Consider the following 25,652-nt stretch of genomic DNA (forward strand, 5'->3'; position numbering starts at 1 on the left):
TAATGGAGATACCTAAATCAACTATCAGAGTACCGGAATTAGTTGTCGAAAATCTAAAATATGCCAGGAAAAGAAAAGCCTATAATATGAGACTAGCGCTTGTCTATGCAGGTTTGATCGCGTACTTTCTTGTTGTTGCATATCCCTTATTATGGATGGTCATCAGCTCTTTCAAAAGCACAGAGGAAATTTTCAACGATAGTTGGTCCCTTCCTCATACATGGTTGTTTGAAAATTATATAACAGCTTGGAATGGTGGGATTTCCTCCTATTTTTTTAATAGTGTCATGGTTACTGGCCTGACTTGCATTCTAACGGTATTAGTAAGTGCGTTAGGTGCCTACGGATTATCTCGCTTTGATTTTCGTGGAAAGGCTTTCATTTTGGTCATATGCTTAGGCGGTTTGATGCTATCTCCCCAAGTAAGCTTGATCCCTTTGTATAATATCATTCAGAAGCTAGGTATATATAACACCCATTGGGCGTTAATTTTACCTTATGTAGCATATAGAATTCCGCTAACCATCTTATTGATTCGGGCTTACTTCCTGTCCATTCCAAGAGAACTGGAAGAGGCTGCCCGGTTAGATGGATGTACAAACCTTGGAATCCTTTTTAGAATTTTCATTCCTATGAGTAAGCCTATTTTATTAACAACGACAATTTTAACAGCTTACTATACATGGAATGAATTCATGTTCGCCATCATCTTTATAGACGATGATAGCTTACGCACAATTCCAGCCGGTTTAATGCAATTCCGAGATGCACTGCAAACTGATTGGGGAGTGTTACTTTCTGGATTGACGATTTCTGCGGCACCTATCGTCATTTTATTTTTATTCATGCAGAAGTATTTTATCCGTGGAATTGCTAGTGGAAGTGTAAAATGATAACAGGGGGAACAGGCATGAAATTAATTGGAATCGGAGATAACGTAGTGGATTTTTATAAAGACCAAGGAAAGATATATCCTGGCGGCAATTCATTAAACGTGGCAGTATTGTACAATCGTTTAAATGATGAGCAATCTTCATATATTGGCATTGTAGGAAATGACGGGGCAGCAGACCATGTGTTAGAGGTGTTGCAGAAGGAAAAGATAGAGATTAGTAGAATAAGACAAGCAGTAGGAGAGAATGGTATGGCAGTCGTCGCGTTGGATAAGGACGGTGACCGGATCTTTATTGGTTCCAATAAAGGGGGAATTCAATCCAGATTGGGGATTGTACTGGATGACGAGGATTTGGATTATATTCGGCAACACGACCTTCTTCATACAAGTGTATATAGCCGTATAGAGCATAACCTTCCAATATTAAGCCAATTCATTGACATTTCTTTTGATTTTTCCACGAATCAAGAGGATCACTATTTACTAAAAGTTTGTCCGTATGTGACTTATGCATTTTTTTCCGGAAGCAATTTGAACGAGGCAGAGTGCAATGCACTTATTCAAAAGGTGCATTCGTTCGGCACAAAAGTGATATGTGTTACTCGTGGGGAGAAGGGAGCAATTTTATCAACTGAAAATCAATTATATGAACAAGCCATTATCCAAACCAAAGTTGTAGATACGTTGGGGGCGGGAGATTCCTTTATTGCTGGTTTTCTCTCATCGTATATCCAGGGTCAAGATGTATATAAAGCCTTACAAAAAGGAGCTTTAGTTGCCTCCCAAACCTGTCAGGATTATGGGGCTTTTGGATATGGTAAGGAATATGTTCCTGACCATATGATGGTTTAAAATGATTTATAGATGGAAAAAGGTAACGAGATCCCGGATTAGGACGGGGATTCGTTACCTTTTTCTTGCGATATGGAACTATCAATCGTAAAAGTCACGCGATTGGCAGGATAATATAGGAAGGATGAATGGATAGGCTGCTTCTTAGCGTCATATGCCACTTTCTCCACTTTGAAAAGGGGATCTCCCACTTCGCATTCTAAATATTTTGCTTCATCAGCATTTGCCAAAACCATATTTAAAAGTTTCGTGTTATGAACAGGAGTTATATGATATTTATGCTTTATGATATCATACATGGAAACAGAGTTATGGACATGTTGATTTAAATTTGGCAGAACCTTTAAGGAATAATGAGAAATTTCTAAGGTGAGAGGTTGATTATCATAGTATAAGATCCGTTGTAATTCAAGAACATCACTTTCAGGAGTAAGCTCCAAGGATTTGGAAATATTAGCTGGTGCAGGTATTATCCCAAATGAAAGGATTTTAGTTTGAGGTATCTTTCCTAATTCTGACATATATTCAGCATGACCATTAACAGCAAATAATTCTCTTTTTACTTTAGGATATTGAACGAATGTTCCCTTTCCTTGTTGCCGTGTTAGAAGCCCTTCTTCAACCAAGTCCAAAACCGCTTTTCGAACAGTAATGCGACTTACTCCATAAATGTCGCATAGTTCTGTTTCGGTTGGTAATCTTTCACCAGAAGAGTAAATCCCTTTGTTTATATCTTCGATAATGGATTGTTTTAATTGCATGTATAATGGCGTAGAACTATGTGTGTTGAGTTTCATATTTTCCCCTTTCTCGTATTTTTCCTTTTATTATAACGTAATGTGATGTTATAGTACAAATCATCAATACGATTATTGCTTAGCCAATATTTTTACATGGTTAAAGACATCCAGCAACAACGTTCCGTGATAAGAATGTCGCGGATCTTTTTGTGTGGGAAAAGACCGCACCTTTTACACAGTTACCATAAAAAAGCCATAATGCGACATCATATTCCAACATATTTCTACTATGCCATTTTGTATAATGAGATAGAAAAATATATTAAGGGAGTGATTGTTGTAATATGAAAAACAGGAAACTTGTTTCAACTCTAGGAGTTGCCGTCTTATCGGCGGGTATTGCGGCACCAACATTTGCAGCTAATGAAACATCCCCAGGAACCCCCATTCAACAAACTTATTCGGTTTCAGGTTTTACAGACCATGCTGAACTAGGGAAAAAGCTGGAACAAATTGCGAGTGATAGCCAAGGTAAAGTAAAAGTGGATGTAGCTGGATATACCAATAGGAATAGAGAAATATATAAAGCAACCGTGGGAACAGGCGACAAAGTCGTTTTAATTCAAAGTGAGATTCATGGAAATGAGAAGACGGGTACGGATGCCATCTTGAATATTTTGAAGTTTTTGGGGACCAATTCTCCTGAAGCGGAGAAAATTCGTAAAGAAATTACCCTAGTGGCTTTGCCTAAAATTAATCCGGATGCTGCTGAATTGAACCGTCGGGGAAATGATATGACCTGGGCAGAGGTCGTGGAACAGTTTCCGCAGTTAGCAGGAGCGAAACCATCCTGGAACTATTATACATACAAAAATGAATCATTCGATTATGAATCCAAACCTGGCTTTGATGTCAATCGTGATTTTAATCCTGATTTAAACTATATTCCTCAAGCAAAAGACTTCCCTGGAAAATCATCCACCCCTGGTTGGTTCATTACACCTGAATCACAAGCATCACGTGATGTTTACAAGTCTCTGCAGAAGCAATACGGAAAGGTGGAGATTTTTGTAGACTTGCACCACCAAGCTCCCTATTATGAAATCGATGGAACGGATGATTTAGTCACATACTCGCTTTCCGCTCAATTTGTACCTGATCCAAACTCGCCTTCAGGACAAGAGTATGCCAAATATGCAAAAAACTATAACTATGATTTTTCCAGACAATTGAATGTGGCGGTATATAATGCGATGAAGGAACAAGGTAATTCTCCATATGGAAATATATCCTTATATCCGCAAAACCAAAACCTTCCTGGAACGGCTTTAGGAGCCTTTGCTTTAAACGGGAGTGGGACAGTACTCTTTGAAGTTAGAGGACAAACACAATCCTTTGGCCAAAAGAAAAAAGGCATGCTTATTAAGGCAGTGGAAAGAGGGTTATATGGAATAATTGATGGAGTTACTGATGGCTCAGTATATAAAATCAATCCGGAACAATACGAGTCAATTCCACTGATCGAGGGCAGGCAATAATAAAAATTGATAGTTTTATCAACTTAGTAACCAGACGGATACCCGCCTGGTTTTTCTTCATGATCGGTTACGGCAAACAGAAAAAGTTTTTTGAATATCGCCTTTGAAGAAGTCATTCCTTTCAAGTTATATGGTGCTGAAGAAAACTATTTGAAACATAGTTATTTTTCACTATTAACACAAAGTGCTAAAAATGTCAGAATATTAGTAATAATCATTTTTCATGATTATTAAATTTGATAAGGAGGGTTTTTATTGAATATTAAAAAGAAAGTCCTATCAGTTTCATTATCTAGTTTAATGGCGTTAAGCGCAGTAACAGCTGTTGCGATGCCAGTCGGAGCGGTTGGAAATGGTCCCAGTGCTGGAAATGGTCAAGTGACAACTTCAAATCTTCATACATATGAAAGCCTGGTAAGCTATCTTAAAACGCAGGATGCTAAACAAGGAAGCCTGGCACTGGAAGTAATCGGCGAAACGGTAAAAGGGAGGGATATTTATCTAGCGAAATACATTTCAAATCCTAAGAATCCTACTATACTATTTTTAACTCAACAGCACGGAAATGAACAACTGACTACTGAAGGTGCACTTGAATTCATTAAACATCTAGGCACGAATAAGACGAAAGGTTTATTGGAAAATGTTAATATACTGATCATTCCCATGTTAAATGCAGATGGGGCAATGGGAGATGTTAATTTCCCTCTTGATGACTATTTAGCTAAAGGTGATCGACATCTAACACGGGCAAATGCAAATGGGGTCGACTTAAACCGTGAGCATGATAAAAAAACTGATTCCATGCAAGTGGAGGTAAAGGCTTTACACGAAAATGTATTCGCGAAATACGATATAGATTACATGATAGATTTACATCATCAAGGGACGCTAAGCGAAACAGATGGTGAACTTGTTTCAGGTTCAATTCTTTATCCTACAAACGCTAACGTAAAGCCTGAAGTATTAGAAGCGTCAAAAAAACTTGGTGCCGTTGTATATAACTCCATTGAACCAACTGGTTGGGGGCATATTGGTAAGTATGATGGCGGTTCTGGAGAAAATATAGGCCGTAATGGTGCAGCCGTTCGTTATGATATTGCCACATTGCTCTTTGAGATGCGAGGTATGTCGGACCACAATATCGAGTCAGTGGCGCTTGGGCAAAAAAGCAATGGCTATCTAATAAAGCAAACAGTAACCACTTTGGATGCAGCTGTCAGAGCTATTGCCGATGATTCAATTGGAACTGTTGATGCTAGCTTTTGGAACACCTTGCCAACACAATACAATCGTCCTGGGGCAGAATCAGACGAATAAAATGAAACACATCCCATTCTTTCAGATGGGATGTGTTTTTTATAGCTCGAACTTTTTCATCGGTTATTTGAAATACTTATAGAGGAAATGCGGGACAAGAATAAACATGATATAGAAAAAAGGCATCTGCTTTCATTAAAAGCAGATGCCTTTTGAACGATAACGTATCGATCTGTAATATCCTTCTTTAATAATTACCGCTTGCTTCTATAAACTTTTTTCGGCTGAATTCTCCTTTTTTTGTTCTTCTTTTAGCTGTAAGGCTACTAAACTGGCAAAGTCATGAATGATGGTGGCCGCCAATAGTGATGTAATTTGTGTTGGATCATACGGCGGGAGGACTTCCACCAGGTCAAACCCAATAAAGTTGAATCCTTTGAGAGAGCGTATCATCTCTAGGGTTTCAAAGCTATTTAGACCGCCGACCTCCAAGGTGCCAGTTCCAGGAGCACATGATGGATCTACAAAATCAATATCAAAGGTCAAGAAACATGGTGTATCCCCAATGGTTTTCTTGACTTCCTTCACGACATCTTCGATTCCTCTTTTCTTCAGCTCAGGCGTAGTTATCACATTGTATCCTAGCTCTGTACTTGAATCTATATCTCCTGGATGATTGAGCGTACCTCTGATGCCAATCTGGAAAACTTTATCCGTTTGGAGCAAACCTTCCTCATATGCACGGATAAACGGAGAACCATGCCAGTATTTTTCATCATAATAAGTATCCCAGGTATCTGTATGTGAATCAAAATGAAGAAGTGCAACAGGACCGTGTATTTTTGCGGCAGCTCTTAGATTAGCCAATGTTACTGAATGATCTCCTCCGATGCCTATTGGAATGATACCGTTTTTCATCAAGTCTGCCATAGCCTTTTCAATTAACTCATAGCTTCGATGTATATTATGGGGAATCACCGAAACGTCCCCAATATCAATTGCATTACATTCGTCAAACGGAAATACCTTGTGAATGGGATGGTAAGGAAACAACGTCATGGATGCTTGGCGGACAGCCTGTGGAGCAAACCGGGCTCCTACCCTGAATGAAGCGGCTGTATCAAAAGGCATACCTACCACTGCCAATTTGGCATTTTCCCTTGAAGAAGGTAAGCGCATAAATGATCCGGTGGTACAAAACTCTGGTTTAACATCAGGGGATAAAGGATATTTCATTTTTCTATTCCTCCATTTTCTTATAACGATAATATTTTTGAAACTCATATTAATGAATTCCTATGGATGATTAATCATGCAATTATCATGCCAGGTCACAGAAGTGATTTAATGAGGGTTTTACCCGATATCATTTGCTTTGGGTATGCAAAGGCGAATAATTTATGGGAAATTGAATCGCCAATGAAAAGATGCTGCAAGACTTCATTTCTATGAATCAATCATGGGCCGTTAAGAATACAGGAATTAAGTAGCGTTTTTGGCGTTTTCGTTTATCGAAGTAAACCAAAATCATGTGGCACAGAAATTGCAATAAGGTATACAGGTAAAACTATTAAAAAAAAAGAGGGAGGCATGGGGATTTATCTAGATAAGAAAATGAACCCACTGGTTTGAAAGCGGTTTCAAGGAGGAATGATAGATGGAAAATGAGGTTACATTGAAAAGATCACTGAAATTATGGCAAATCGTTATGATGGGGTTAGCATATATGACCCCCATGGTCGTATTTGATACATTTGGAATTGTATCTGGAATTACGGGCGGCCATGTGCCGACTGCCTATATCGTTGCATTGGTGGGGATGCTTTTTACAGCTGCAAGCTATGGAAAACTTGTAAAGGTTTTTCCTGCTGCAGGTTCTGCCTACACTTATACGCAAAAGGCCATAAACCCGCATTTAGGATTCCTGGTGGGATGGTCTTCGTTGTTAGACTATTTGTTTTTACCTATGGTCAATGCATTGTTGACCAAAATTTATCTCACAGCATTATTTCCAGGGGTTCCTACATGGATTTGGGTAGTATTGTTCGTAGCAATTGTCACCATTCTCAATCTCCGGAGTGTCAATTTACTTGCAAACTTTAATGCGCTTTTTGTTTTAATTCAGATTGCCATCATGGCAGTGTTCATCATTCTTGTCGTCAAAGGTTTAAATGATGGAGAAGGTACAGGAGAAGTGTTTACGATAAAGCCTTTCGTTAATGAAGGAATGGACTTTTCGGGAATAATAACCGGGGCCACGATCCTTTGTTTTTCCTTTTTGGGATTCGATGCGGTAACGACACTATCTGAGGAAACGCCGGATCCGAAAAAAACGATTCCAAAAGCGATATTTTTAACTGCACTTTGGGGTGGAATCATCTTCATTACCGCATCTTTCTTTATTCAGCTCTTTTTCCCGGATATATCCCGTTTTAAGGAACCGGATGCTGCATTACCGGAAATCGCCCTTTATGTAGGTGGGAAGCTGTTTCAATCCATTTTTCTTTGTACGACTTTCGTCAATACGCTAGCCTCGGGACTAGCATCGCATGCCAGCGTTTCCCGGCTTCTGTATGTTATGGGACGTGATAAAGTGTTTCCGGAAAAATGGATTGGGTTTATTCACCCTAAGTGGAAGACACCAGCCATTAATGTACTCATAGTTGGAGTCATTTCATTGTCGGCTTTATTCTTTGATTTAGTGACAGCAACGTCACTGATCAACTTTGGTGCATTAATGGCATTTACCTTTGTAAATCTGTCAGTGATCAGCCATTTTATCATTCGGGAAAAGAAACACCGAACGATAAAGGGGTGTATTCAATACTTAATAATGCCTTTAATTGGAGCTATAGCAATTGGCATTCTTTGGATCAACCTTGAGACAAGTTCCCTAATAATGGGAACAAGTTGGTTCATTATTGGTTTTTGTTATCTATTATATATCACAAAGGCATTCCGGAAAGCTCCGCCCCAATACCAAGTTGAAGAAATTCAGCTATGAGACTTTGAAAGTGAAAACTGATCCGAAAAGGATGAGTCAGTTTGTAGCCAAAAAGGTTTTGGAATGGTTTCATTCCAAAACCTTTTTGGTTTTTTATTTGAATGAAGCATGTATAGAGAATAGTTGACCACGGCCCCCTTGCCAAGTCCAGTTGGCCTTCTTCTTTACATTCATCGCAGCAATTTACAATAAGTCCCCTCGCTATCTAGTGTGTAAACAAAAGGAGTTCTATCTAAATTTTAAAGCAAAGTTGATCGGAGCGAGTGTACGAGACTCCTGCATAGAAAAGCGCGTGCCTGGAAATCGTTCAAATTGTACACAGCCCCTTAAAACGACTGTAGACAACTGACACATCCTTATAAGGATGTGTTTTTTTATTTATTGTATTCTCATTGTTTACATATGCAAACCTGAATTGCTTATGAATTAATACATATGTCCTGATGATGGTATATGTGATAGTGATGATTACAAATGGCGGTATATGGCTATCAACACGATATCTTCAAATCTGGCATGAAAGTTGCTTAAGTAAGTTATAAGAATAAAAGTGAGGTGCTCAAATGACAGGGGAAATTAAAGTAATTGAAAAACGTCAGTTGGATAATCCACTGCAAGAATTCCAGGATATCTTAAAAGAAGCGATTGATGTTTTGGGCTATCCAGATCAGGTTTTTGATTTTTTGAAAGCGCCCATGCGTTTTCTGGAAGTCAGTATTCCTATTCAAATGGATAATGGGGAGACAAGGATGTTTCAAGGGTATCGGGCTCAACATAATGATGCAGCCGGTCCAACGAAAGGAGGGATTCGGTTTCACCCGGATGTCACTCCTGAAGAAGTTAAGGCATTGGCCGGATGGATGAGCTTAAAATGCGGAATAACCGATCTTCCATATGGAGGGGCAAAAGGTGGCATTGTGTGTGATCCCAGACAGATGAGTTCATCTGAGCTAGAACGATTAAGCAGAGGGTATGTCAGGGCAGTAAGTCAAATAGTGGGCCCTACAAAAGATATTCCGGCACCTGATATGTATACGAATTCACAAATCATGGCCTGGATGCTGGATGAATACGATCACATCAGGGAATTCGATTCACCCGGATTCATTACAGGAAAACCTTTGAGATTAGGAGGATCGAAGGGCAGGGAAAAGGCCACTTCCAAGGGAGTATTATATACACTTCAAATGATATGTGATTTAAAGGGGATTCCTATTGAAGGCATGCGGGTAATCATTCAGGGATTCGGGAATGTTGGCAGTCATTTAGCGTTGTATTTACATGAAATGGGGGCTAAGGTTGTCGGAATTGCGGATGAGCTTGGAGGCTTATATGATCCGGATGGCTTGGATATTCCTTACCTTTTGGAGAACAGGGACTCTTTTGGGGTCGTTTCGAACTTATACAAAGATTCATTATCCAATCAAGAATTGTTGGAAAAAGAGTGTGATGTGCTGATTCCCGCAGCTATTAGCGGAGTGGTGAATAAAGATAATGCAAAACGATTAAAATGTGAAATCCTGATCGAAGCAGCAAATGGGCCGACAACAAAGGAAGCGATCAAGATTCTCGATGATAAAGGTATAGTGCTGGTCCCGGATATTTTGGCGAATTCAGGAGGGGTGATAGTTTCGTATTTTGAATGGTGTCAGAACAACCAAGGTTATTACTGGACGGAAGAGCTTGTGGATGAACGATTGAAGGAAAAGATAACGGCCAGTTTTTTGAATGTCTACCATACTTCACAAAAATATTCCGTGAACATGAAAGTGGCGGCTTATATTGAAGGGATTCGCAAAATAGCAGAAGCATCCCAGCTTCGAGGTTGGGTCAGGTTCTGAGCGAATTAGGGCTTACAAGAAAGGAGGCAATCCATTGAATTTTGATATTCTTTCCGAAAATAAAGAAAACCAGGCTATTCATCATTATTGCTTATTGTCCCAAGATTATAGATATGATGTGACCATTGTATATTCGGCCCAGTTTTTCGGTAAAGCAATGGTGACTTCCATGCAAAGTGGAAGAATGATCCTGCTTTGTGCAAATGATATTAATTTAGATCAGTACTGGGCTCCGACACTTGGGATTGAACAAGAAGATATACATGAGTTTCAAAACTTTCTCAAGTTGGTCTTACAAACCCCATTTCATTTAGAAGAATACTGAAGGAAGGAATGATGTAAATGTACGTTGATGTGATTCTTAGCCCATGTGAAGGCAGGATTGAAAAAATTACAATAACCAAAAATTCGCGATTTTACGAATGGGAACAATTATTTCAGATTAGGAAGGCAGATGGACGTGTGGAAATCATTGATATTGGTGTCAGCGGGAAAATAGAATCATTGGAGGTATTGGAGGGTGAACCAGTGGTGGCCGGCGAGGTACTCGCCTATTTTAAAGAAGATTTATTTGTGACCGGCAGCGATTAATATAAAAACGAAAAAGAAGATGAAATGATTCATCTTCTTTTTCGGCTTGTCCGATAATCCTCCACTGCTCTCTTATTCATGTTCCCCTATACCCCAATTTTGCAGAAACCCGATTGCCTGATTCCATAACATTCTTAATGAGGAAATCAAGTCTTTCATCTGTCAGGTTAAAGCTGACAAAACCTATGCTCACCGCACCGTGAACTTCCCCAAAATGGTTCAGTATCGGTGCGGCAACAGAACATGTTCCCTCTGTTCTTTCACTGTGGCTGATTCCATGTCCCTTCGATTTAGTCTCCTGCAATATATCCCAAAATGCTGCTCTTTCTTGAATTGGCACAAGAGCATCAACGATTTTTTTCGATTGATTATATGGCATATAGGCGAGCATCGCTTTATTGGCAGCTCCAATATGCATTGGAACTCGTGAGCCAAGCTGGTCATAAACCCGGATTTGGCTTTTTTCACTGTCGATTCGTTCGATAACGAGTGATTCCATTCCTATTGGCTGGCTAAGGTATACGCTTTCCTCCACATTGTTCATCAGCCTTTCCAGTTCAGGCCTTATTTGGCTGATGTAATCCATTTTGTCATACATACGTAATCCATATTCGAGCCAAATATTCCCCAAACCATATTGTTTGGATTGCCCGTCCTGTTGGATTAGTCCATGCAAGGACATCGCTTTTAACAAACGATGCATGGAGCTGACAGGAAGATCACATTCTTGGGAAAGTTCCGTAATTGACAGCCAGTTTTCCGATGAATTGGAAACCAGCACCTTTATAACGTTCATGGCACGGTCGATCGATTGCATAAACAAACCACCTATCTTTCATTACAAGTTGATTAAACTTCGATTTATTTGAATATTTAAAACATATTGACATTATACCAAAGTTAATTTTATAATAAAAGAAAAATTCCTATTAGCGGAAACGTTTTCCGTTATGCGGAAAAGGAGGGGGAGGCAGTGACATATTGTTCGTCCATGTACAAACCATTGGAACGTGTCATTGTAAAACATCCGAAAGAAGCTTTTATTAGTCAAGAGCATTTAAGTCAAGCATGGCGGAACTTCAACTTTGCGGAAGAGCCTGATTTCAATGAAGCACTAAAAGAGTATGGTGACTTTATTTCCATTTTGGAGAAATATGTTCCAAACATCGATTATTTGCCAGCATCTTCGGTAGTCGGCATTGACTCCTTATATGCTCATGACCCGGTCAAATTCACTAGCCAAGGAGCCATTATTTTAAAGTCCGGGAAAGAATTGAGACAGCCTGAAGCTAATGTATACAAAGAATTTTGTAAGGAAAAGAACATCCCGATTATTGGGTATTTAACGGGTGATGCGGTCGCGGATGGCGGTGATATCGTTTGGCTTGATGATAAGACACTGGTTGTCGGACATGGTTATCGTACAAACGCTGAAGCCATTCGGCAATTAAAAGAAATGACCGCTCATCTTGTGGATGAATTCATCGTTGTTCAGCTTCCGCATGATCAAGGAGAGGGAGAGTGTCTCCATCTTATGTCATTCATCAGCATGGTTGACCGGGATTTAGCAGTTGTTCACTCCCGACTTATGCCTGTCTTTTTCAGAAAACTGCTGATTGAACGAGGCATACAGCTTATCGAAGTGCCAGTTGATGAGTACTTAACCTTGGGCTGTAATGTTCTTGCCATTGCTCCTCGGGTTTGCGTGATATCTTCTGGGAACGCTTACACAAGGCAAAAGCTTGTTGATGCGGGAGCAACTGTTTATGAATACAAAGGAACTGAGATCAGTTTCAAAGGCACTGGCGGTCCAACTTGTTTAACCTGCCCGGTGGTGCGGACTAATATTAATGAAGGGGGATTGGAATGAGTCAATTACTATGGGGTACTCCAGAAAAGCTCCGTGCTTTGTTATGTGAACTTGTTAGCTGGGATAGCCGTACTCTTACACAAGGAGAACAATTGTTTCCGTATAAAGTGCAAGAGAAATTGAGGGAGCTTGATTATTTTAAAAGGAATCCGGCGCACTTATCGCTTCACGAGGCGGATTTAGGGAGGAACTTTGTCAATGCCTTTTATAAACATCCCGATAGCAAGGAGACCGTTGTATTAATTAGCCATTTTGATACGGTTCATACTGAAGAATACGGTGATCTTGAGACACTTGCATTTCAACCAGAGGAGCTCACGAAAAAACTTCATGACAGGAAAGATGAACTACCGGAAGAAGCGCGCATTGATCTTGAATCTGGAAAGTACTTGTTTGGCAGAGGAACGATGGATATGAAAATGGGTCTTGCCCTTCATATGGCTATCATCGAAAAGGCAAGCATCGAACAATGGCCGATCAATCTCCTGCTGTTAACGGTTCCTGATGAAGAAGTGAATTCTGCGGGAATGAGGGCTGCAGTTAAAGAACTTGTGACTTTACGTGATAAATATGGCCTTTCCTATAAAATGTTTTTTAATAGTGAACCGTCCTTTTCACAGAAACCGGGCGATAATAGACATTATATTTATTCCGGAACTTTGGGGAAAATCATGCCCGCTGCCCTTTTTTATGGGAAAGAAACTCATGTAGGTGAGCCATTAAAGGGCATGACGGCTAACTATATAGCCTCGTTCCTCACGCAGCTCATGGAGTGGAACACTCTTTTTCTGGAAAGTGATCTTGGTGAGGAGACACCTTTACCGGTATCGCTTCAGCAAAAAGATTTAAAACTACAATATTCAACTCAGACACCTTATCGGGCAGCCGCGCTTTATAATGTGTTCATTATGAAAAGGTCAGCTGCAGAAATAATGGACCTATTCGAACAGGTTGCAAACGAAGCAGCGATGAAATGCAATGAATCTTATAAAGAGCTTTGTCTGCGTGAACAAATTGAAGGTGTAGGTAAAGTACAAGTATTGCGCTACGAAAAGTTACTTTCATATGCCGAGGGCAAATTTGGCGGGAGTTTTGTTGAGCAAATAAAGAGTGAAGTAAATGCGGATTTGGATTTGGATGAGCGGGAAAAATCAGTGCGGATAGCTGAAAAATTGATGATACAATGTCAGGAGCTTTCACCCGCCATTGTATTGCTGTTCGCACCGCCATATTATCCAGCCGTCAATACGTCCGATGATCCGCTTATCATGGAATCTGTGAAATTAATGAAGGAAACTGCCAGCATGCTTGGTGAAGAAGTCAGCCAAATTCATTATTTTAATGGCCTTTGCGATTTAAGCTATGTTCAATATAATGATGAGTCTGATGGCTGGACAGCTTTTGAAAAAAATACACCAGTCTGGGGCGATACTTACAGCATTCCTTTCGCGGATATGCAAAAACTTCAGGCACCCGTACTTAATGTGGGTCCTTTCGGCAAGGATGCACACCAGCGTACAGAGCGCCTTCACATCGATAGCGCCTTCGTCCATACGCCCGTCATGTTGGAGAAGTTAATTAAGAATATGTTTAAGTGTTTGGTTGAGAAGTGATGGTCCGACAGGAGAACTGGATTAAAAGCATAAAACTTTAACTGGGGGTATTTTTATGAATGACCTGCCTAATGGTCAAATCACTTCCGAGCCGCTTAATCAGAATATTAAACCACTTAACCAACTAACGGAGCTACCGGAAAAAGGGATTAATCCTTTTGTATTAATGTTTATCGTGATTGTAATAGTGACGGTTTTAACCCATATCTTACCCGCGGGCCAATATGAAAAAATTGAAAAGGATGGCCGAAGTGTAGTCGATCCCACTTCTTTTGAATTCGTTGAATCAACACCAGTGGGATTATTGGAAATGTTCAGCAGTATTCACGCAGGGATGATTGAAGGAGCGTCCATTATCTTGTTCGTCTTTTTGTTTGGCGGAGCACTGGGGATCATGCAGGCAACGGGAGCACTGGATTCTTTCATTAAGTTTGTGGCTGTCCGATTCGGAACAAAAGAGAAATTGCTTATTCCGTTGATGGTATTAATCTTCGCATCATTAGGGACCCTGATCGGCTCTGCTGAAGATGCATTAGTTTATATCGCAATCATTGTTCCGATGACGATTGCATTGGGCTTTGATGCACTTACAGGTTTTGCGATCGTCATCCTTGGAACATTGGCGACTGGATTCATTTCGGGCATTACCAACCCTTTTAATGTAGGGGTTGCCCAAAGCATTGCAGAACTGCCCATGTATTCGGGAATGGGATTGCGGATCGCTCTTCTTGCAGTGTTTTATGTCGTTACAGTATTGTACATCTATTTTCATGCAATGAAGGTTAAAAGAGACCCTGAACAGGGGGAGTATGGGAAATTCAGGCGTGAAGAACATGCACATCTTGATAAAAACTTTAAGATGAGTAAAAGACATAGCGCTGCTTTAATTATTTTATTGGTGAATTTCATCCTATTAGTATATGGAGTTATTAAATTAGGATGGTATATTAGTGAAATTGGCGGCTTGTTTTTATTAAGCGGGATCATAATGGGCCTGATTGGTGGCTTGACACCATCCAAGATGGCCAATGGTTTCATTTCAGGAGCGGGCGATATGGTTTCCGGGGCATTGATAATAGGCGTTGCGCAGACAATTTTGGTCATCATTACAAGTGGCGGATTGCTGGATACCATTTTATATTATGCTGCAGGATTGGTTGAGCAGCTTCCTCCCGCCATAAATGCAATCGGAATGTTCATTGTCCAATTATTTCTTAACTTCATTGTTCCATCCGGAAGCGGACAAGCAGCATTGACGATGCCGATTATGGCTCCATTGGCTGATTTAATGGGTGTGACAAGACAAACTGCGGTGTTAGCTTTCCAATTAGGGGATGGGATCTCGAATATGATATTTCCGACTTCTGGAGTGCTATTGGCTGGACTGGCAGTGGCAGGCATATCATTTACGAAATGGGTAAAATGGGTGTTTCCGTATCTTTTGATTCAGGTTGCGGTAGCGATTATCTTTTTGATCATTGCCCAAAGCATACAGTATGGACCTTTTTAAAGAATTGAAAATTCTGAATGTTGGCACTAAGTGATTGAGGAGGCTTTATGATGAAAACAATACAGGAGACAGTTGTCGATGAAGTGATTTCATGGCGACGTCATTTTCACGAAAATCCGGAGCTCTCTTATCAGGAATACCAGACTTCTGAATTCATCTACAGGAAATTAAAAACCTTTACAGGATTAGAAGTGACGAGACCTACCGAAACGAGCGTTTTAGCGGTTCTCAAAGGATCTAAAAAATCGGCCCGAAAATCGAATACCATCACATTTCGTGCCGATATCGATGCACTACCGATTCAAGAAGAAGCAGAAATTGATTATCAATCTAGAAATCCTGGAGTTATGCATGCATGTGGACATGATGCACATGCTGCGATGTTATTAGGTGCTGCTAAAGTCCTATCTGGGAAAAAAGATGCGATTGATGGAGAAATCAGGTTTATTTTCCAACACGCCGAAGAGGTACTGCCAGGGGGAGCTCAGGAATTGGTGAAAAAAGGGGTCATGGAAGGAGTGGATTATGCATTTGCACTGCATGTTACTCCTTATGAACGAACAGGAACGATATGTTTAAGGGAAGGGGTATTCTGTGCAGCAGCCGATGATTTTGAAATTAAAATCATTGGTCAGGGCGGTCATGCGTCGACTCCGGAATTAACGGTAGATCCGCTGCTCATTGGTGCAGAAATTACGACGAATCTTCAACATATCGTTTCCAGAAAAATTTCAGCTCTTAGGACACCCGTCATTTCAGTCACTCAGTTCCATTCCGGAAGTGCGCTCAATGTCATACCTGAATATGCGGAAATCGGTGGAACCATTCGTTCTTTAGATTCCGATAGCCGAGTGAAAGCAAGGGAGTATCTAGAGCAAATCGTTAAGGGGATTTCAGAAACGCATGGGGCAAAATGTGAAATTACTTGGTATTTAGGGTATCCAGCCGTGGTAAATGATAAAGCAGCTGTCGATATTTCAAAAATGGTCATGGAAGGGATTTTTGAAGAAAATAATATCATCCAGGTTGATGATCCTATGTTCGGGACAGAAGATTTTTCGGCTTTTTCCGAAATCGTACCCTCTTCCATGCAATTTCTAGGCGTTCATAATGATGAATTTGGAAAAGCTTACCCTTTGCACCATCCTAAATTTAAAATCGATGAGAAGGCTTTAGGGTATGGAGTAAGATATTTTGTAGGAATAGCGGATAAATTATGCATATATCAAAATAATTGAGAAAGCATTAGGCTCGAAGAGGCAACGTTATAGATTAAGAGAAACCTTCGGTTGTCTCTTTTCCCTATCATGACTGTTTTTCCATGGATTATACTTCTGGAATGGTCAAGCGCAGCAAAGTGATCAAAAGAAATTTCATTTAAAGAACGGCTGGTTCAACAAGGTTAATATCCTACAATTTTAAAAAATAAGCTACCTATATAGGAGGAATATAAATGTTTAAAAACGCGATTGTAAGAAAGATTGGGAAAAGTTTTGTAAATGGCTTAACAACATCGGATTTAGGAAACCCGGATTATGAAAAAGCACTTGTACAACACGATGCTTATGTAGAGGCATTAAAACGCAGCGGTGTGAAAGTGACCGTTCTCGAATCGGATGAGAAATACCCTGATTCTACGTTTGTGGAAGATACAGCCGTGTTGACGTCAAAATGTGCCCTTGTAACCAATCCTGGTGCAGAAAGCAGGAATGGTGAGATTAATGAAATGAAAGAAGTTTTAAAGGACTTTTATGACACAATCGAATATATTCAATCTCCAGGTATGTTAGATGGCGGAGATGTAATGCAAGTTGAAGATCATTTCTATGTTGGACTTTCAACTAGAACAAATGAAGCAGGTGCTCTTCAGTTCAAAGATATTATGGCTAAGTATGGTTTTGATACGACCATCATTCCCCTTAAGAAGTTCTTTCATTTAAAAACGGGTGTCAATTACCTGGGAGACAATAATTTATTAGTGGCGGGGGAATTCATTAATCACGAGGCTTTTTCTGGCTTCAATCAGATAATCGTAAAACAGGAAGAAGAATATTCGGGTAACTGCGTCAGAATGAACGACTGTGTTATTGTCCCTAAAGGGTTTGAGGGCACTAAGAAAAAAATAGAAGATTTGGGATACACAGTGATTGAAGTGGAGATGACTGAATTTCAAAAACAAGATGGCGGACTTAGTTGTCTCTCATTGAGGTTCTAAGATAGTTTAGGAGAAGGCATAGGTTAATAGATAAGATAAGGAAGTGATTATATGGGGTATGGACTGGAGAATAATGATCAGCTGCAACGCTCGATGAAAAGACGCCATTTATTTATGCTTTCACTTGGCGGAGTAATCGGTACAGGACTTTTTTTAAATGCAGGCTATACAATTAACCAAGCGGGGGCAGGAGGGGCCCTGGTCGGTTATCTAGCCGGCGGTCTTATTTTGTATATGGTAATGGTCTGCCTTGGCGAGCTAGCCGTTCATATGCCGGTTACAGGTTCATTCCAGAAATATGCATCAGAATATATAGGGCCATCCGCTGGTTTCTCTCTAGGATGGATGTATTTTGTAGGTTCAGCCGCAACTGCAGGAGTGGAGTTCACGGCTGCAGGAATATTGATGAAACAATGGTTCCCCCATAGTCCTACCTGGATTTGGTGTGCTGTGTTCATAGTGCTTTTATTTACTTTGAATGCATTAACGACAAGAGGTTTTGCAGAAGCGGAATATTGGTTCGCTGGAATAAAAATCGTTGCAGTGATTTTGTTTATCTTGATTGGAATCGCTGGCATCTTTGGTTTTGTCTCTTTATCTGATCGTCCAACCCCATTCTTTGAGAATTTGGCTCCTTCTGGTCTATTTCCAGCAGGGGGGATTACAATTATCTTTGTGACAATGATGAATGTAATATTTTCTTATCAAGGCTCAGAACTAATAGGAATAGCGGCAGGGGAAAGTGAAAAACCTGAAGAGAATATCCCTAAAGCCATTCGAAACGTACTATTTAGGATCATTGTTTTCTACATTTCGTCCATTATCATCCTTTCCGCCATATTCCCTTCTTCGGAATTAGGCTTATTGGAAAGTCCTTTTGTCACTTTGATGAAGATAGCCGGGATTCCTTATGCAGCAGGTATCATGAATTTTATTATTTTGACAGCCATTCTCTCTGTGGGAAATTCATGTCTTTATGCATCTACAAGGCTGCTTTGGTCGATGGCCCATGACGGAATGGCACCCAAGGTGTTTGGTCTATTATCCAAGAGGAAAGTGCCATTGAATGCCCTTCTTTTTACAATCTGTTTTTCGCTTCTATCGTTATTGACTAGCTTCATTGCGGCTGATACTGTGTTCGTGATTCTTATGTCCATAGCGGGTATTTCCGTCACGATCTCATGGATGGGAATTGCTTTATCGCAATATATGTTTAGAAGGAAATTTATAAAAGCGGGTGGTAAAACGGAAGATTTACAATACACAGTACCCTTTTACCCATTTGTCCCGTTGTTTTGTTTAGGTTTTTGTTTGCTGATTCTAGTATTCCTTGCCTTTGATCCTACTCAACGAGTCGGACTGTTTTATGGAATAGGATTTTTGGTAGCTTGTATATTATTCTATAAATTTAAACTGGCTAAGAAAGTGGAGTCAAACACTAACTTTGAAAATGAAAAAATATTGTAATTGAGTTGCACCGAAGGCTAGCCAGTTTTTACTGGTTGGCCTTTTTAAATCTTGTAAATGCGTTCACTTGGATGATTATTCACTTAATCGGAAGGAAAATACTGACATTTTAACGAAAAAGAAGGAATACCTTACAAAATAGGAAGGGAAAATTAACTTTTTTACCGAGAGACGGAAAGAAAACAATAATATTAAAATGGGGGGAAGTAATGAAGATCAATCATATAAATTTAACAGTTAATGATGTTACAGCATCAAGGGAGTTTTTAGAAAGATACTTTGGAATGTCATGTGCAGGAAGCCGGGGAGATGGGTTCGCTGCAATGAAAGATGATGATGGATCCATATTGACTCTAATGAAAGGAAGCGATGTACAATACCCGAAGACTTTTCATATTGGATTCATACAAGAGAATGAAGAGCAAGTTAACAGGATCAATCAACGGTTGAAGGAGGATGGATTCATGGTGAAACCTCCACAACACTTACACAGATATACGTTCTACGTTGAAGCGCCTGGCGGATTTAACGTTGAAGTACTGTGTTAACCAATTTCTTGGAGAAAGAACGTAAAACTAAAAGAAAACTTACTTCAATAGTGCAGCATTCATTAGAGGAATGCTGCCCAGTTACAGTTGATTCATACCAGTAAGCAGTTCCATCGATCGTAAAATCTGCAGAGTACAATTTGACCAAACTTCAGCCAACTCTACTCAATAGTATACAAATGCCATTATAATTATCTTGACTTATTTTTGTTTTGTTAGATAATTTCTTTTTAGAATACCTTTTGTAAGAGAATTTATAATGAATTCATTTAAAACATGTCAGAGTTGTGGAATGCCACTTTCTAAAGATGAATTAGGTGGAGAAACAAAAAGACGGTAGTGAAAGTAATAAATATTGTACTCATTTTTATTTAAATGGTGAATTCACTCAAAATATTACTACTATAGAAATGAAAGAATTTGTTCAAAATCATTCGATGGAAAATATGAAAATCTAAATTTATTGGCAAGTTTTTTACTAGAGGAATTCCAAGTTAGAGCGATGGAAGGAGTCAAACTGCTAGAAATCCAAGATGCATCTCCCACCTGAAAAAAGGAGATAATAGATTTTAAGAAGATCTTCTTTGTATTTTTGAAACATTGACGATTTTATTAAACGCTAATTATACAAATTTAAGGGCAATACTACATACGAATTGTAGTATTGCCCTTAGTTTTTCACATATGGTCGTCTCCAGAGGATAATCCATACAGCCAATTCTGAATTACGGTGATGTTTGGTTGTTAAACAACTTAGAGTTAGATCAGAAGAGAACGAATAGTCCTTCTATATTCCATTAAAAGGCCAGATTGCTGAGGAAGAGTTGCAATTTACAATATATTTAGAAGATAAATGAGTTTAAGATTAATAGTGGGGAACTGTACCATAAGTGAATGATAGGATTTTTTTGTATTGGGTACGCTGTGTTCTGCCTCCATCAATAAATTTGACTGCAGCTGATGTGGTAGTTTTATTAAAAAAACAAGGGGTGTTTAAGTTGAACCGTATATGTAGACTGCCAAAAAAGAAAAAAGTGGGTAGACTCTTTAAAACTACGGAGACATAAAATTTCCGATAGTTTTCGGTAATGTGTCACACGATGTAACCAGAGTGTGATCATTTTTTCTTGATGGATAAATGCCAAACTGAATAGAAAGTATAAAAAATATGAGATGTGAGGTATGCCCAAAAATAACTTTCCTAATGCAAGATCATTAAGTGGACCAGGAAAAGAGACGTCCGTGGGGCCGTGCTCCATTCGAACCAGGGCTTCCAGTAACACGTCTCAACAAACGATTAGAAGCATCCAGCGTCAAAGGCAGCCACTCTCGCAAAGCAACCTGCCTGGTTAACGCATGTATCGAATCCTTCTTTTCGCATTTCAAAACAGGGAAGATGTATCTCCACCATTAAGTCACAATCCAGATACATCAAGCCATTGAGGATTACATTTACTTTTTAACTACCAGCGATTTCAGGATAAACTCAAGTAGCGTGCACTGATTGAGTATGGCACGCGCTGACAGCATAGCTTTTTTTCTAATGAGTACTGGACAGGGGGATGATCAGGTGATCTATATGAAAACTAAGCATAGAGCTGAAAATAGCAGGACAGACGGTTAGAAAACTACTTGCGGATGCAGAAATCCCCAATTGCACTAGGCAACAGGAACAGGACTGCTCGGTCATAGATCCATTTCGTGAATTTGGCATTTATCGAGAGGAATCTTGAAGAAGATAAGAGTACGCCTGTCATGGAGCGCCACACATCGGCTAGAATTCGTGAAAGATGTTAATATAAAAAAATTATAATTGTACTCTTTCGTTAATGTAAGCTTGATGGGGACGATACAATGATTCCAAGTTTCATACTCATTATCTAATCAGTACGCCCCAGAAATGCATTAATGTAAGAGACAAGTTGTTGTGCTCTTATCGCAGTGGAATGATGGCTTCTTATAAAATGATAACCATTTGTTGCTATTCGATTACGCTCTGTTTCATTGTTTACATAGTATATAAACTTCTCATAAAAATTGTGTTCGTCAATCTCTACGAAGTGCTCACCGGGATTAAAACCTAGTTCCGTTAAATCTGAGCATGTGTCTGCTAAAAGTAAAGTTCGACTACTTAATGTTTCAAAATATTTTAAAAGTGGATATTTGAGTGTGGAGCAACAACTAAAAAATATTTTTGATTGATTAATTAATCTGGCGTATTCTTCACCTTCTACCCATGAAACTTTAGAGGAATTTTGGTCAGATGGATGAACATAGTGGACGAAGCCAGGATGACCGTTCATTTTTTCTAATATTTTTTTGCGCAAAGAATAATAAGACTGTTTAACACGACCAATTAATAACGCATCCATATCTTTAACCAAATTATAATCTTTGAATATTTCTGTATTTACATGGTGTGGGAGCCAGCGTAGTTTATCCGCAAATTCAGGATAGAGTCTTAGAAAACTACTTTTATATAATGGGAATATCAAGCTTATTTTGTTTTGATGCAAGTATTCCCTCCTAATATCTACAGACGCATCTATATCGTGTGGCATATAACCAATAGGAATATTTACTTTTTCCAAACCTTCCAAGCTCCAGTCATGATGAAAATTAACGAACTCGTTTATTATAATAAAATCTGGCTTGAATGGACACATATCTACTATCTCATCTAACTTCATGACCGGATTATACTGTGTAGGAGTTAAAAGAACACAATTGGTTAGTTTTTTTAATTCATCCCATAGATAAAACGAATTCTTATAATAGGAGTGTGTGAAATCATAGTCTAAAACTAATATATTTAACATTAATATGCCTCCTTATAGGCTATACTGGTGAGTTAACTAATACAGCTTTAATCCACTATATTTTATTCAAAATAAAACAATAAGTTCTACGCATTATCACTATCTTTCCACCAATAACAGCCTGAGAAATCCCCAATTCATTTTGCTTTTCCAAATAACTTTGTTTTGACACTTAGATCCCCCCTATAAGTTTCATGTTTAAGCTCTTCAGCATAAAAAACCATTCCGATGGGATATACATGTCCAACTGCGATTTCATTGGGTTTCAAATGACTTAACTTATAATAATGATTTCTAAGCTGGTAAGAATGATCTTCATAAAGTTCATTTTTTGGATCATGAGATACACTTGGCATTCCTTTGAGGATATTTTTCAATAAATGAGTACCGCTTTTTGGTGCAGAGTTCATAAAAAAGCAAGGCAGATCAGTTTTTTTCTGCCATAGATTTCACCTCCTTCAGAAAGATTAAAATACACTAATAAAGTTAGACTGCTTTACATAAAGAAGATATAGGTTTTTGTCTATTCTATTCTTAAAGAAGTTGAATATGCTATATGGAGAGTAGGGATTTGAATATTAACAAACTTCTTAACTATGTGGCAATAACATTCATATGAAAATTTTATAAAAAAGGAGTATATAAATAACTAGTAAGTATAAGTTGTACGGTTAAGAATTTGGGCTCCCTTAAAAATAGGTTTATAGCCTTTTTATTAATGATCTAAACGTATTTAACGAAAAGGAGGTAACTAGAATGGATGGAAATCCTAAGGTATCGATTGTAATTCCCTTTTATAATTGCCCTTATGTCGATCAAGCTATTGAAAGTGCTTTAAACCAGAGTTATCCCAATATTCAGGTTATTGTTGTGGACGATGGGTCAACCATGTACAGTGAGAAAGTCAATCCTTATTTAAATAAGATTCGTTATATTAAGAAAGGAAATGGCGGGACGGCAAGTGCATTAAATATGGGGATAAAAAATGCAACGGGAGAATATTTTACTTGGCTAAGCTCCGATGATCTGTATGATAGGTTTAAGGTAGAAAAACAACTTACTTTTATGAAAGAGAGTCAAGCGGATTTCTGTTATGGGAATTATCACTTAATCGATACTGATAACAAAATTATCAGTGAACCAGCAGGGATAAGTATGCCGACAAGGATCAAGTTCCTTGAAATAATGCGAAAAGGATGCATTATCAACGGATGTACCGTGATGTTAAAAGTGAAAATATTTGAGGAAGTAGGCGTTTTTGATACCTCACTCCCTTATACTCATGATTACGATTTATGGTTACGTATACTGCCAAACTATCATTTTTATTATTTTCAAGAACCGCTTGTCATGTATCGTGTTCATTCTGAAATGGGATCAAAAAAATATGAACAAGTCATTCCTCGTGAGATTCTTATGGTTCAGAAAAAACATGATAAAAAGCTAGAAGAATTGATTGCAAAGGAGTTATTAAAATGAAATTTACTTTCCCGATCCTCACATTATGTCGGGGTGGAGCCCAGCGCATGCTTGCTGAAATTATTAATGGTCTGGTACAAAGGGGACATGATGTCACAATTTTGATGCCTCCACAGGGAAAAGTCGATTATGAAGTTAATTGCAATATAGTTCGTACCAAAACAAATTATACAGTAGAAGAAATAGATTATCCTCAAAGTGATGTAATCATTTCTAATTTTTATCTTACTGTTCCCTCTGCACATGCAGCTAGCCAAAAAGGAAAAGGCATCCATGTTCGGCTTAGCTTATGTTATGAGCCAACCTTTCTTCCAAATAATGATGTTTCTTTTCCGAGTTATTATCTGACCAAGCATCTCATTGTATTGTCACAAAATCAGCAGGAGCTTATTTACTTGAATCATGGAATTAAAGGACATCTAGTTCCTGTAGGAATCAGTTCCACATTTAAAAACTTACACATCCGTGTTCCGAATGATCCTTTACAAATATCAGCTATTGTCCGGAAACCAGAAGGTGGCTTTTCTTGGCACCGTGAGCAGGAATATCTGATTGGCCAATTAGAATTAGTAAAAACGATACACCCCGATGTGATAATAAATTTAATCTCTCCTCCAGATGAATTTTATGATTCACCCATTCTTAAAAGTCTAAAAAACACCAATAGATTCAGGTTTTTTACACCCGGTAATGATGAGGAATTAAGCTATCACTTGAATCACACGGATATTTTCGTCAATTCTTCGATTTATGATTCTGCATCCATTCCCGGTTTAGAAGCAATGAAATGTGGTGCAGCATTGGTCACAACTTTTAATGGAGGAAATATAGATTATTGTCGCCATGAAGATAATGCACTCATATCTTATCGTTATGAAAATCGACTTGGTCAGGATATTCTTCGTTTGATTCAAGATGAGCCATTAAGAATCCGGTTAGCAAATTCAGGAGAAAAAGAAGTAGAAAAATGGACTTGGGAGAGAAGTGTAAACATTTTCGAGAAAGTAATTGAAGACATTATAATTAAAAACTAATAATTATAATGATGATAAAAGTGAATAAACGCTATTTGTCAACAACGATTTAATTTTGGTGAAACCCTCCCTTGGACATTATGTGATAATATATTGCCGCGGAACCTATGAGCACCCATTTGTATAATAGGAATAAGTCTTTGAATTGTTCCCTTAAAGTATTGCAATGATTATCCATTACTCTGCTAAATCCTCTTAACAGTTTCATATTTGAGGGAGGTTAGTGGAAGAACAAAAAATAATGTTGCCTATATATGTGTGGCCAATATGCAAAAATCAGGTGGATGAAAAATGATTTAATTCCTTCATAACGTTCATGATGTATATGGAAGACCGAAAAAGCTGACTGCAAAAGCCTGTTCAAGACGGCTTCTGT

23 protein-coding genes are annotated in these 25,652 nt (G+C 38.8%); 18 read left to right on the forward strand and 5 right to left on the reverse strand.

The window, feature by feature from the left end; all coding sequences use genetic code 11:
• Window positions 1-2 precede the first annotated feature (2 nt).
• Together BW986_RS05615 and BW986_RS05620 are read left to right on the forward strand one after the other, a co-directional pair.
• Window positions 3-893 carry a carbohydrate ABC transporter permease gene (locus BW986_RS05615; protein ID WP_076365840.1) on the forward strand — a complete coding sequence of 297 codons (891 nt, stop codon included), beginning with the start codon at window positions 3-5 and terminating at the stop codon, window positions 891-893.
• Between the two features lie 17 nt (window positions 894-910).
• Window positions 911-1,747 carry a PfkB family carbohydrate kinase gene (locus BW986_RS05620; protein ID WP_076365842.1) on the forward strand — a complete coding sequence of 279 codons (837 nt, stop codon included), beginning with the start codon at window positions 911-913 and terminating at the stop codon, window positions 1,745-1,747.
• Window positions 1,748-1,785: 38 nt separating this feature from the next.
• Here the strand turns inward: BW986_RS05620 and BW986_RS05625 are convergent, their stop codons facing one another.
• Window positions 1,786-2,544 carry a GntR family transcriptional regulator gene (locus BW986_RS05625; protein ID WP_076365844.1) on the reverse strand — a complete coding sequence of 253 codons (759 nt, stop codon included), beginning with the start codon at window positions 2,542-2,544 and terminating at the stop codon, window positions 1,786-1,788.
• Window positions 2,545-2,831: 287 nt separating this feature from the next.
• Here BW986_RS05625 and BW986_RS05630 point away from each other — a divergent pair, with 287 nt between their 5' ends.
• On the forward strand, window positions 2,832-4,025 hold the full coding sequence (locus BW986_RS05630) for a M14 family zinc carboxypeptidase (protein WP_076365846.1): 1,194 nt from the start codon (window positions 2,832-2,834) through the stop codon (window positions 4,023-4,025).
• A 261-nt stretch (window positions 4,026-4,286) separates the two neighbouring features.
• Complete coding sequence (locus tag BW986_RS05635; protein WP_260320758.1) at window positions 4,287-5,345, forward strand: M14 family zinc carboxypeptidase; 1,059 nt, start codon at window positions 4,287-4,289, stop codon at window positions 5,343-5,345.
• Between the two features lie 207 nt (window positions 5,346-5,552).
• Here BW986_RS05635 and speB read toward each other — a convergent pair whose 3' ends face one another.
• Window positions 5,553-6,521, reverse strand: coding sequence for an agmatinase (gene speB, locus BW986_RS05640; RefSeq protein ID WP_076365850.1), 969 nt, complete (start codon window positions 6,519-6,521; stop codon window positions 5,553-5,555).
• 421 nt (window positions 6,522-6,942) lie between these two features.
• On the opposite strand from speB, the gene BW986_RS05645 reads away from it, so the two are divergent.
• The 4 genes from BW986_RS05645 to BW986_RS05660 all read left to right on the forward strand — a co-directional run bounded on the left by BW986_RS05645 (window position 6,943) and on the right by BW986_RS05660 (window position 10,721).
• Window positions 6,943-8,289 carry an APC family permease gene (locus tag BW986_RS05645; protein ID WP_076365852.1) on the forward strand — a complete coding sequence of 449 codons (1,347 nt, stop codon included), beginning with the start codon at window positions 6,943-6,945 and terminating at the stop codon, window positions 8,287-8,289.
• Between the two features lie 563 nt (window positions 8,290-8,852).
• Window positions 8,853-10,130, forward strand: a complete 1,278-nt coding sequence (locus BW986_RS05650) for a Glu/Leu/Phe/Val family dehydrogenase (protein WP_076365854.1) — start codon at window positions 8,853-8,855, stop codon at window positions 10,128-10,130.
• A 34-nt stretch (window positions 10,131-10,164) separates the two neighbouring features.
• Window positions 10,165-10,455 (forward strand): SAV0927 family protein, encoded by a 291-nt coding sequence (locus BW986_RS05655; protein WP_076365856.1) that lies wholly within the window; start codon window positions 10,165-10,167, stop codon window positions 10,453-10,455.
• A 17-nt stretch (window positions 10,456-10,472) separates the two neighbouring features.
• Window positions 10,473-10,721, forward strand: a complete 249-nt coding sequence (locus BW986_RS05660; RefSeq protein WP_076365858.1) for a biotin/lipoyl attachment domain-containing protein — start codon at window positions 10,473-10,475, stop codon at window positions 10,719-10,721.
• Window positions 10,722-10,797: 76 nt separating this feature from the next.
• Here BW986_RS05660 and BW986_RS05665 read toward each other — a convergent pair whose 3' ends face one another.
• Entirely contained in the window at window positions 10,798-11,538 is a 741-nt protein-coding gene (locus BW986_RS05665; RefSeq protein WP_076365860.1) for an IclR family transcriptional regulator, read from the reverse strand.
• 174 nt (window positions 11,539-11,712) lie between these two features.
• Here BW986_RS05665 and BW986_RS05670 point away from each other — a divergent pair, with 174 nt between their 5' ends.
• From BW986_RS05670 to BW986_RS05705, 8 genes are all read left to right on the forward strand, one after another.
• Window positions 11,713-12,591, forward strand: a complete 879-nt coding sequence (locus tag BW986_RS05670; protein ID WP_076365862.1) for a dimethylarginine dimethylaminohydrolase family protein — start codon at window positions 11,713-11,715, stop codon at window positions 12,589-12,591.
• Window positions 12,588-14,204 (forward strand): M20/M25/M40 family metallo-hydrolase, encoded by a 1,617-nt coding sequence (locus BW986_RS05675; RefSeq protein WP_076365864.1) that lies wholly within the window; start codon window positions 12,588-12,590, stop codon window positions 14,202-14,204. The genes BW986_RS05670 and BW986_RS05675 overlap by 4 nt, the downstream gene beginning before the upstream one ends.
• Window positions 14,205-14,370: 166 nt before the next feature.
• Complete coding sequence (locus tag BW986_RS05680; protein ID WP_397221704.1) at window positions 14,371-15,714, forward strand: YfcC family protein; 1,344 nt, start codon at window positions 14,371-14,373, stop codon at window positions 15,712-15,714.
• Between the two features lie 50 nt (window positions 15,715-15,764).
• On the forward strand, window positions 15,765-16,952 hold the full coding sequence (locus BW986_RS05685) for an amidohydrolase (RefSeq protein ID WP_076365868.1): 1,188 nt from the start codon (window positions 15,765-15,767) through the stop codon (window positions 16,950-16,952).
• A gap of 215 nt (window positions 16,953-17,167) precedes the next feature.
• Complete coding sequence (locus BW986_RS05690; protein ID WP_076365870.1) at window positions 17,168-17,929, forward strand: dimethylarginine dimethylaminohydrolase family protein; 762 nt, start codon at window positions 17,168-17,170, stop codon at window positions 17,927-17,929.
• A 51-nt stretch (window positions 17,930-17,980) separates the two neighbouring features.
• A complete protein-coding gene (locus BW986_RS05695) occupies window positions 17,981-19,396 on the forward strand; it encodes an amino acid permease (protein WP_076365872.1) in 1,416 nt (471 codons plus the stop codon).
• 209 nt (window positions 19,397-19,605) lie between these two features.
• On the forward strand, window positions 19,606-19,944 hold the full coding sequence (locus BW986_RS05700; protein WP_076365874.1) for a VOC family protein: 339 nt from the start codon (window positions 19,606-19,608) through the stop codon (window positions 19,942-19,944).
• A 317-nt stretch (window positions 19,945-20,261) separates the two neighbouring features.
• Window positions 20,262-20,402, forward strand: coding sequence for a zinc ribbon domain-containing protein (locus BW986_RS05705; protein ID WP_260320739.1), 141 nt, complete (start codon window positions 20,262-20,264; stop codon window positions 20,400-20,402).
• 1,422 nt (window positions 20,403-21,824) lie between these two features.
• Here the strand turns inward: BW986_RS05705 and BW986_RS05710 are convergent.
• Window positions 21,825-22,763 carry a glycosyltransferase family protein gene (locus BW986_RS05710; RefSeq protein WP_076365876.1) on the reverse strand — a complete coding sequence of 313 codons (939 nt, stop codon included), beginning with the start codon at window positions 22,761-22,763 and terminating at the stop codon, window positions 21,825-21,827.
• Window positions 22,764-22,900: 137 nt separating this feature from the next.
• Window positions 22,901-23,140 (reverse strand): hypothetical protein, encoded by a 240-nt coding sequence (locus BW986_RS05715; RefSeq protein WP_076365878.1) that lies wholly within the window; start codon window positions 23,138-23,140, stop codon window positions 22,901-22,903.
• Between the two features lie 379 nt (window positions 23,141-23,519).
• Between BW986_RS05715 and BW986_RS05720 the strand changes: the two genes are divergently transcribed.
• Together BW986_RS05720 and BW986_RS05725 are read left to right on the forward strand one after the other, a co-directional pair.
• Complete coding sequence (locus tag BW986_RS05720; RefSeq protein WP_076365880.1) at window positions 23,520-24,242, forward strand: glycosyltransferase; 723 nt, start codon at window positions 23,520-23,522, stop codon at window positions 24,240-24,242.
• The gene (locus BW986_RS05725) at window positions 24,239-25,276 is read left to right on the forward strand and encodes a glycosyltransferase family 4 protein (protein WP_076365882.1); all 1,038 of its coding nucleotides are present in this window, start codon (window positions 24,239-24,241) and stop codon (window positions 25,274-25,276) included. The genes BW986_RS05720 and BW986_RS05725 overlap by 4 nt, the downstream gene beginning before the upstream one ends.
• Window positions 25,277-25,652: the final 376 nt, after the last annotated feature.

This window comes from Peribacillus simplex (assembly GCF_900156045.1).
GTDB lineage: Bacteria > Bacillota > Bacilli > Bacillales > DSM-1321 > Peribacillus > Peribacillus simplex_D.

What these genes read in the sequence shown, in the direction of transcription:
- BW986_RS05615 (WP_076365840.1), top strand. Translation starts at nt 3, where the DNA reads ATGGAGATACCTAAATCAACTATCAGAGTACCGGAATTAGTTGTCGAA.
- BW986_RS05620 (WP_076365842.1), top strand. Translation starts at nt 911, where the DNA reads ATGAAATTAATTGGAATCGGAGATAACGTAGTGGATTTTTATAAAGAC.
- BW986_RS05625 (WP_076365844.1), bottom strand. Translation starts at nt 2,544, where the DNA reads ATGAAACTCAACACACATAGTTCTACGCCATTATACATGCAATTAAAA.
- BW986_RS05630 (WP_076365846.1), top strand. Translation starts at nt 2,832, where the DNA reads ATGAAAAACAGGAAACTTGTTTCAACTCTAGGAGTTGCCGTCTTATCG.
- speB (WP_076365850.1), bottom strand. Translation starts at nt 6,521, where the DNA reads ATGAAATATCCTTTATCCCCTGATGTTAAACCAGAGTTTTGTACCACC.
- BW986_RS05645 (WP_076365852.1), top strand. Translation starts at nt 6,943, where the DNA reads ATGGAAAATGAGGTTACATTGAAAAGATCACTGAAATTATGGCAAATC.
- BW986_RS05650 (WP_076365854.1), top strand. Translation starts at nt 8,853, where the DNA reads ATGACAGGGGAAATTAAAGTAATTGAAAAACGTCAGTTGGATAATCCA.
- BW986_RS05660 (WP_076365858.1), top strand. Translation starts at nt 10,473, where the DNA reads ATGTACGTTGATGTGATTCTTAGCCCATGTGAAGGCAGGATTGAAAAA.
- BW986_RS05665 (WP_076365860.1), bottom strand. Translation starts at nt 11,538, where the DNA reads ATGCAATCGATCGACCGTGCCATGAACGTTATAAAGGTGCTGGTTTCC.
- BW986_RS05670 (WP_076365862.1), top strand. Translation starts at nt 11,713, where the DNA reads ATGTACAAACCATTGGAACGTGTCATTGTAAAACATCCGAAAGAAGCT.
- BW986_RS05675 (WP_076365864.1), top strand. Translation starts at nt 12,588, where the DNA reads ATGAGTCAATTACTATGGGGTACTCCAGAAAAGCTCCGTGCTTTGTTA.
- BW986_RS05680 (WP_397221704.1), top strand. Translation starts at nt 14,371, where the DNA reads ATGTTTATCGTGATTGTAATAGTGACGGTTTTAACCCATATCTTACCC.
- BW986_RS05685 (WP_076365868.1), top strand. Translation starts at nt 15,765, where the DNA reads ATGAAAACAATACAGGAGACAGTTGTCGATGAAGTGATTTCATGGCGA.
- BW986_RS05690 (WP_076365870.1), top strand. Translation starts at nt 17,168, where the DNA reads ATGTTTAAAAACGCGATTGTAAGAAAGATTGGGAAAAGTTTTGTAAAT.
- BW986_RS05695 (WP_076365872.1), top strand. Translation starts at nt 17,981, where the DNA reads ATGGGGTATGGACTGGAGAATAATGATCAGCTGCAACGCTCGATGAAA.
- BW986_RS05700 (WP_076365874.1), top strand. Translation starts at nt 19,606, where the DNA reads ATGAAGATCAATCATATAAATTTAACAGTTAATGATGTTACAGCATCA.
- BW986_RS05710 (WP_076365876.1), bottom strand. Translation starts at nt 22,763, where the DNA reads ATGTTAAATATATTAGTTTTAGACTATGATTTCACACACTCCTATTAT.
- BW986_RS05720 (WP_076365880.1), top strand. Translation starts at nt 23,520, where the DNA reads ATGGATGGAAATCCTAAGGTATCGATTGTAATTCCCTTTTATAATTGC.
- BW986_RS05725 (WP_076365882.1), top strand. Translation starts at nt 24,239, where the DNA reads ATGAAATTTACTTTCCCGATCCTCACATTATGTCGGGGTGGAGCCCAG.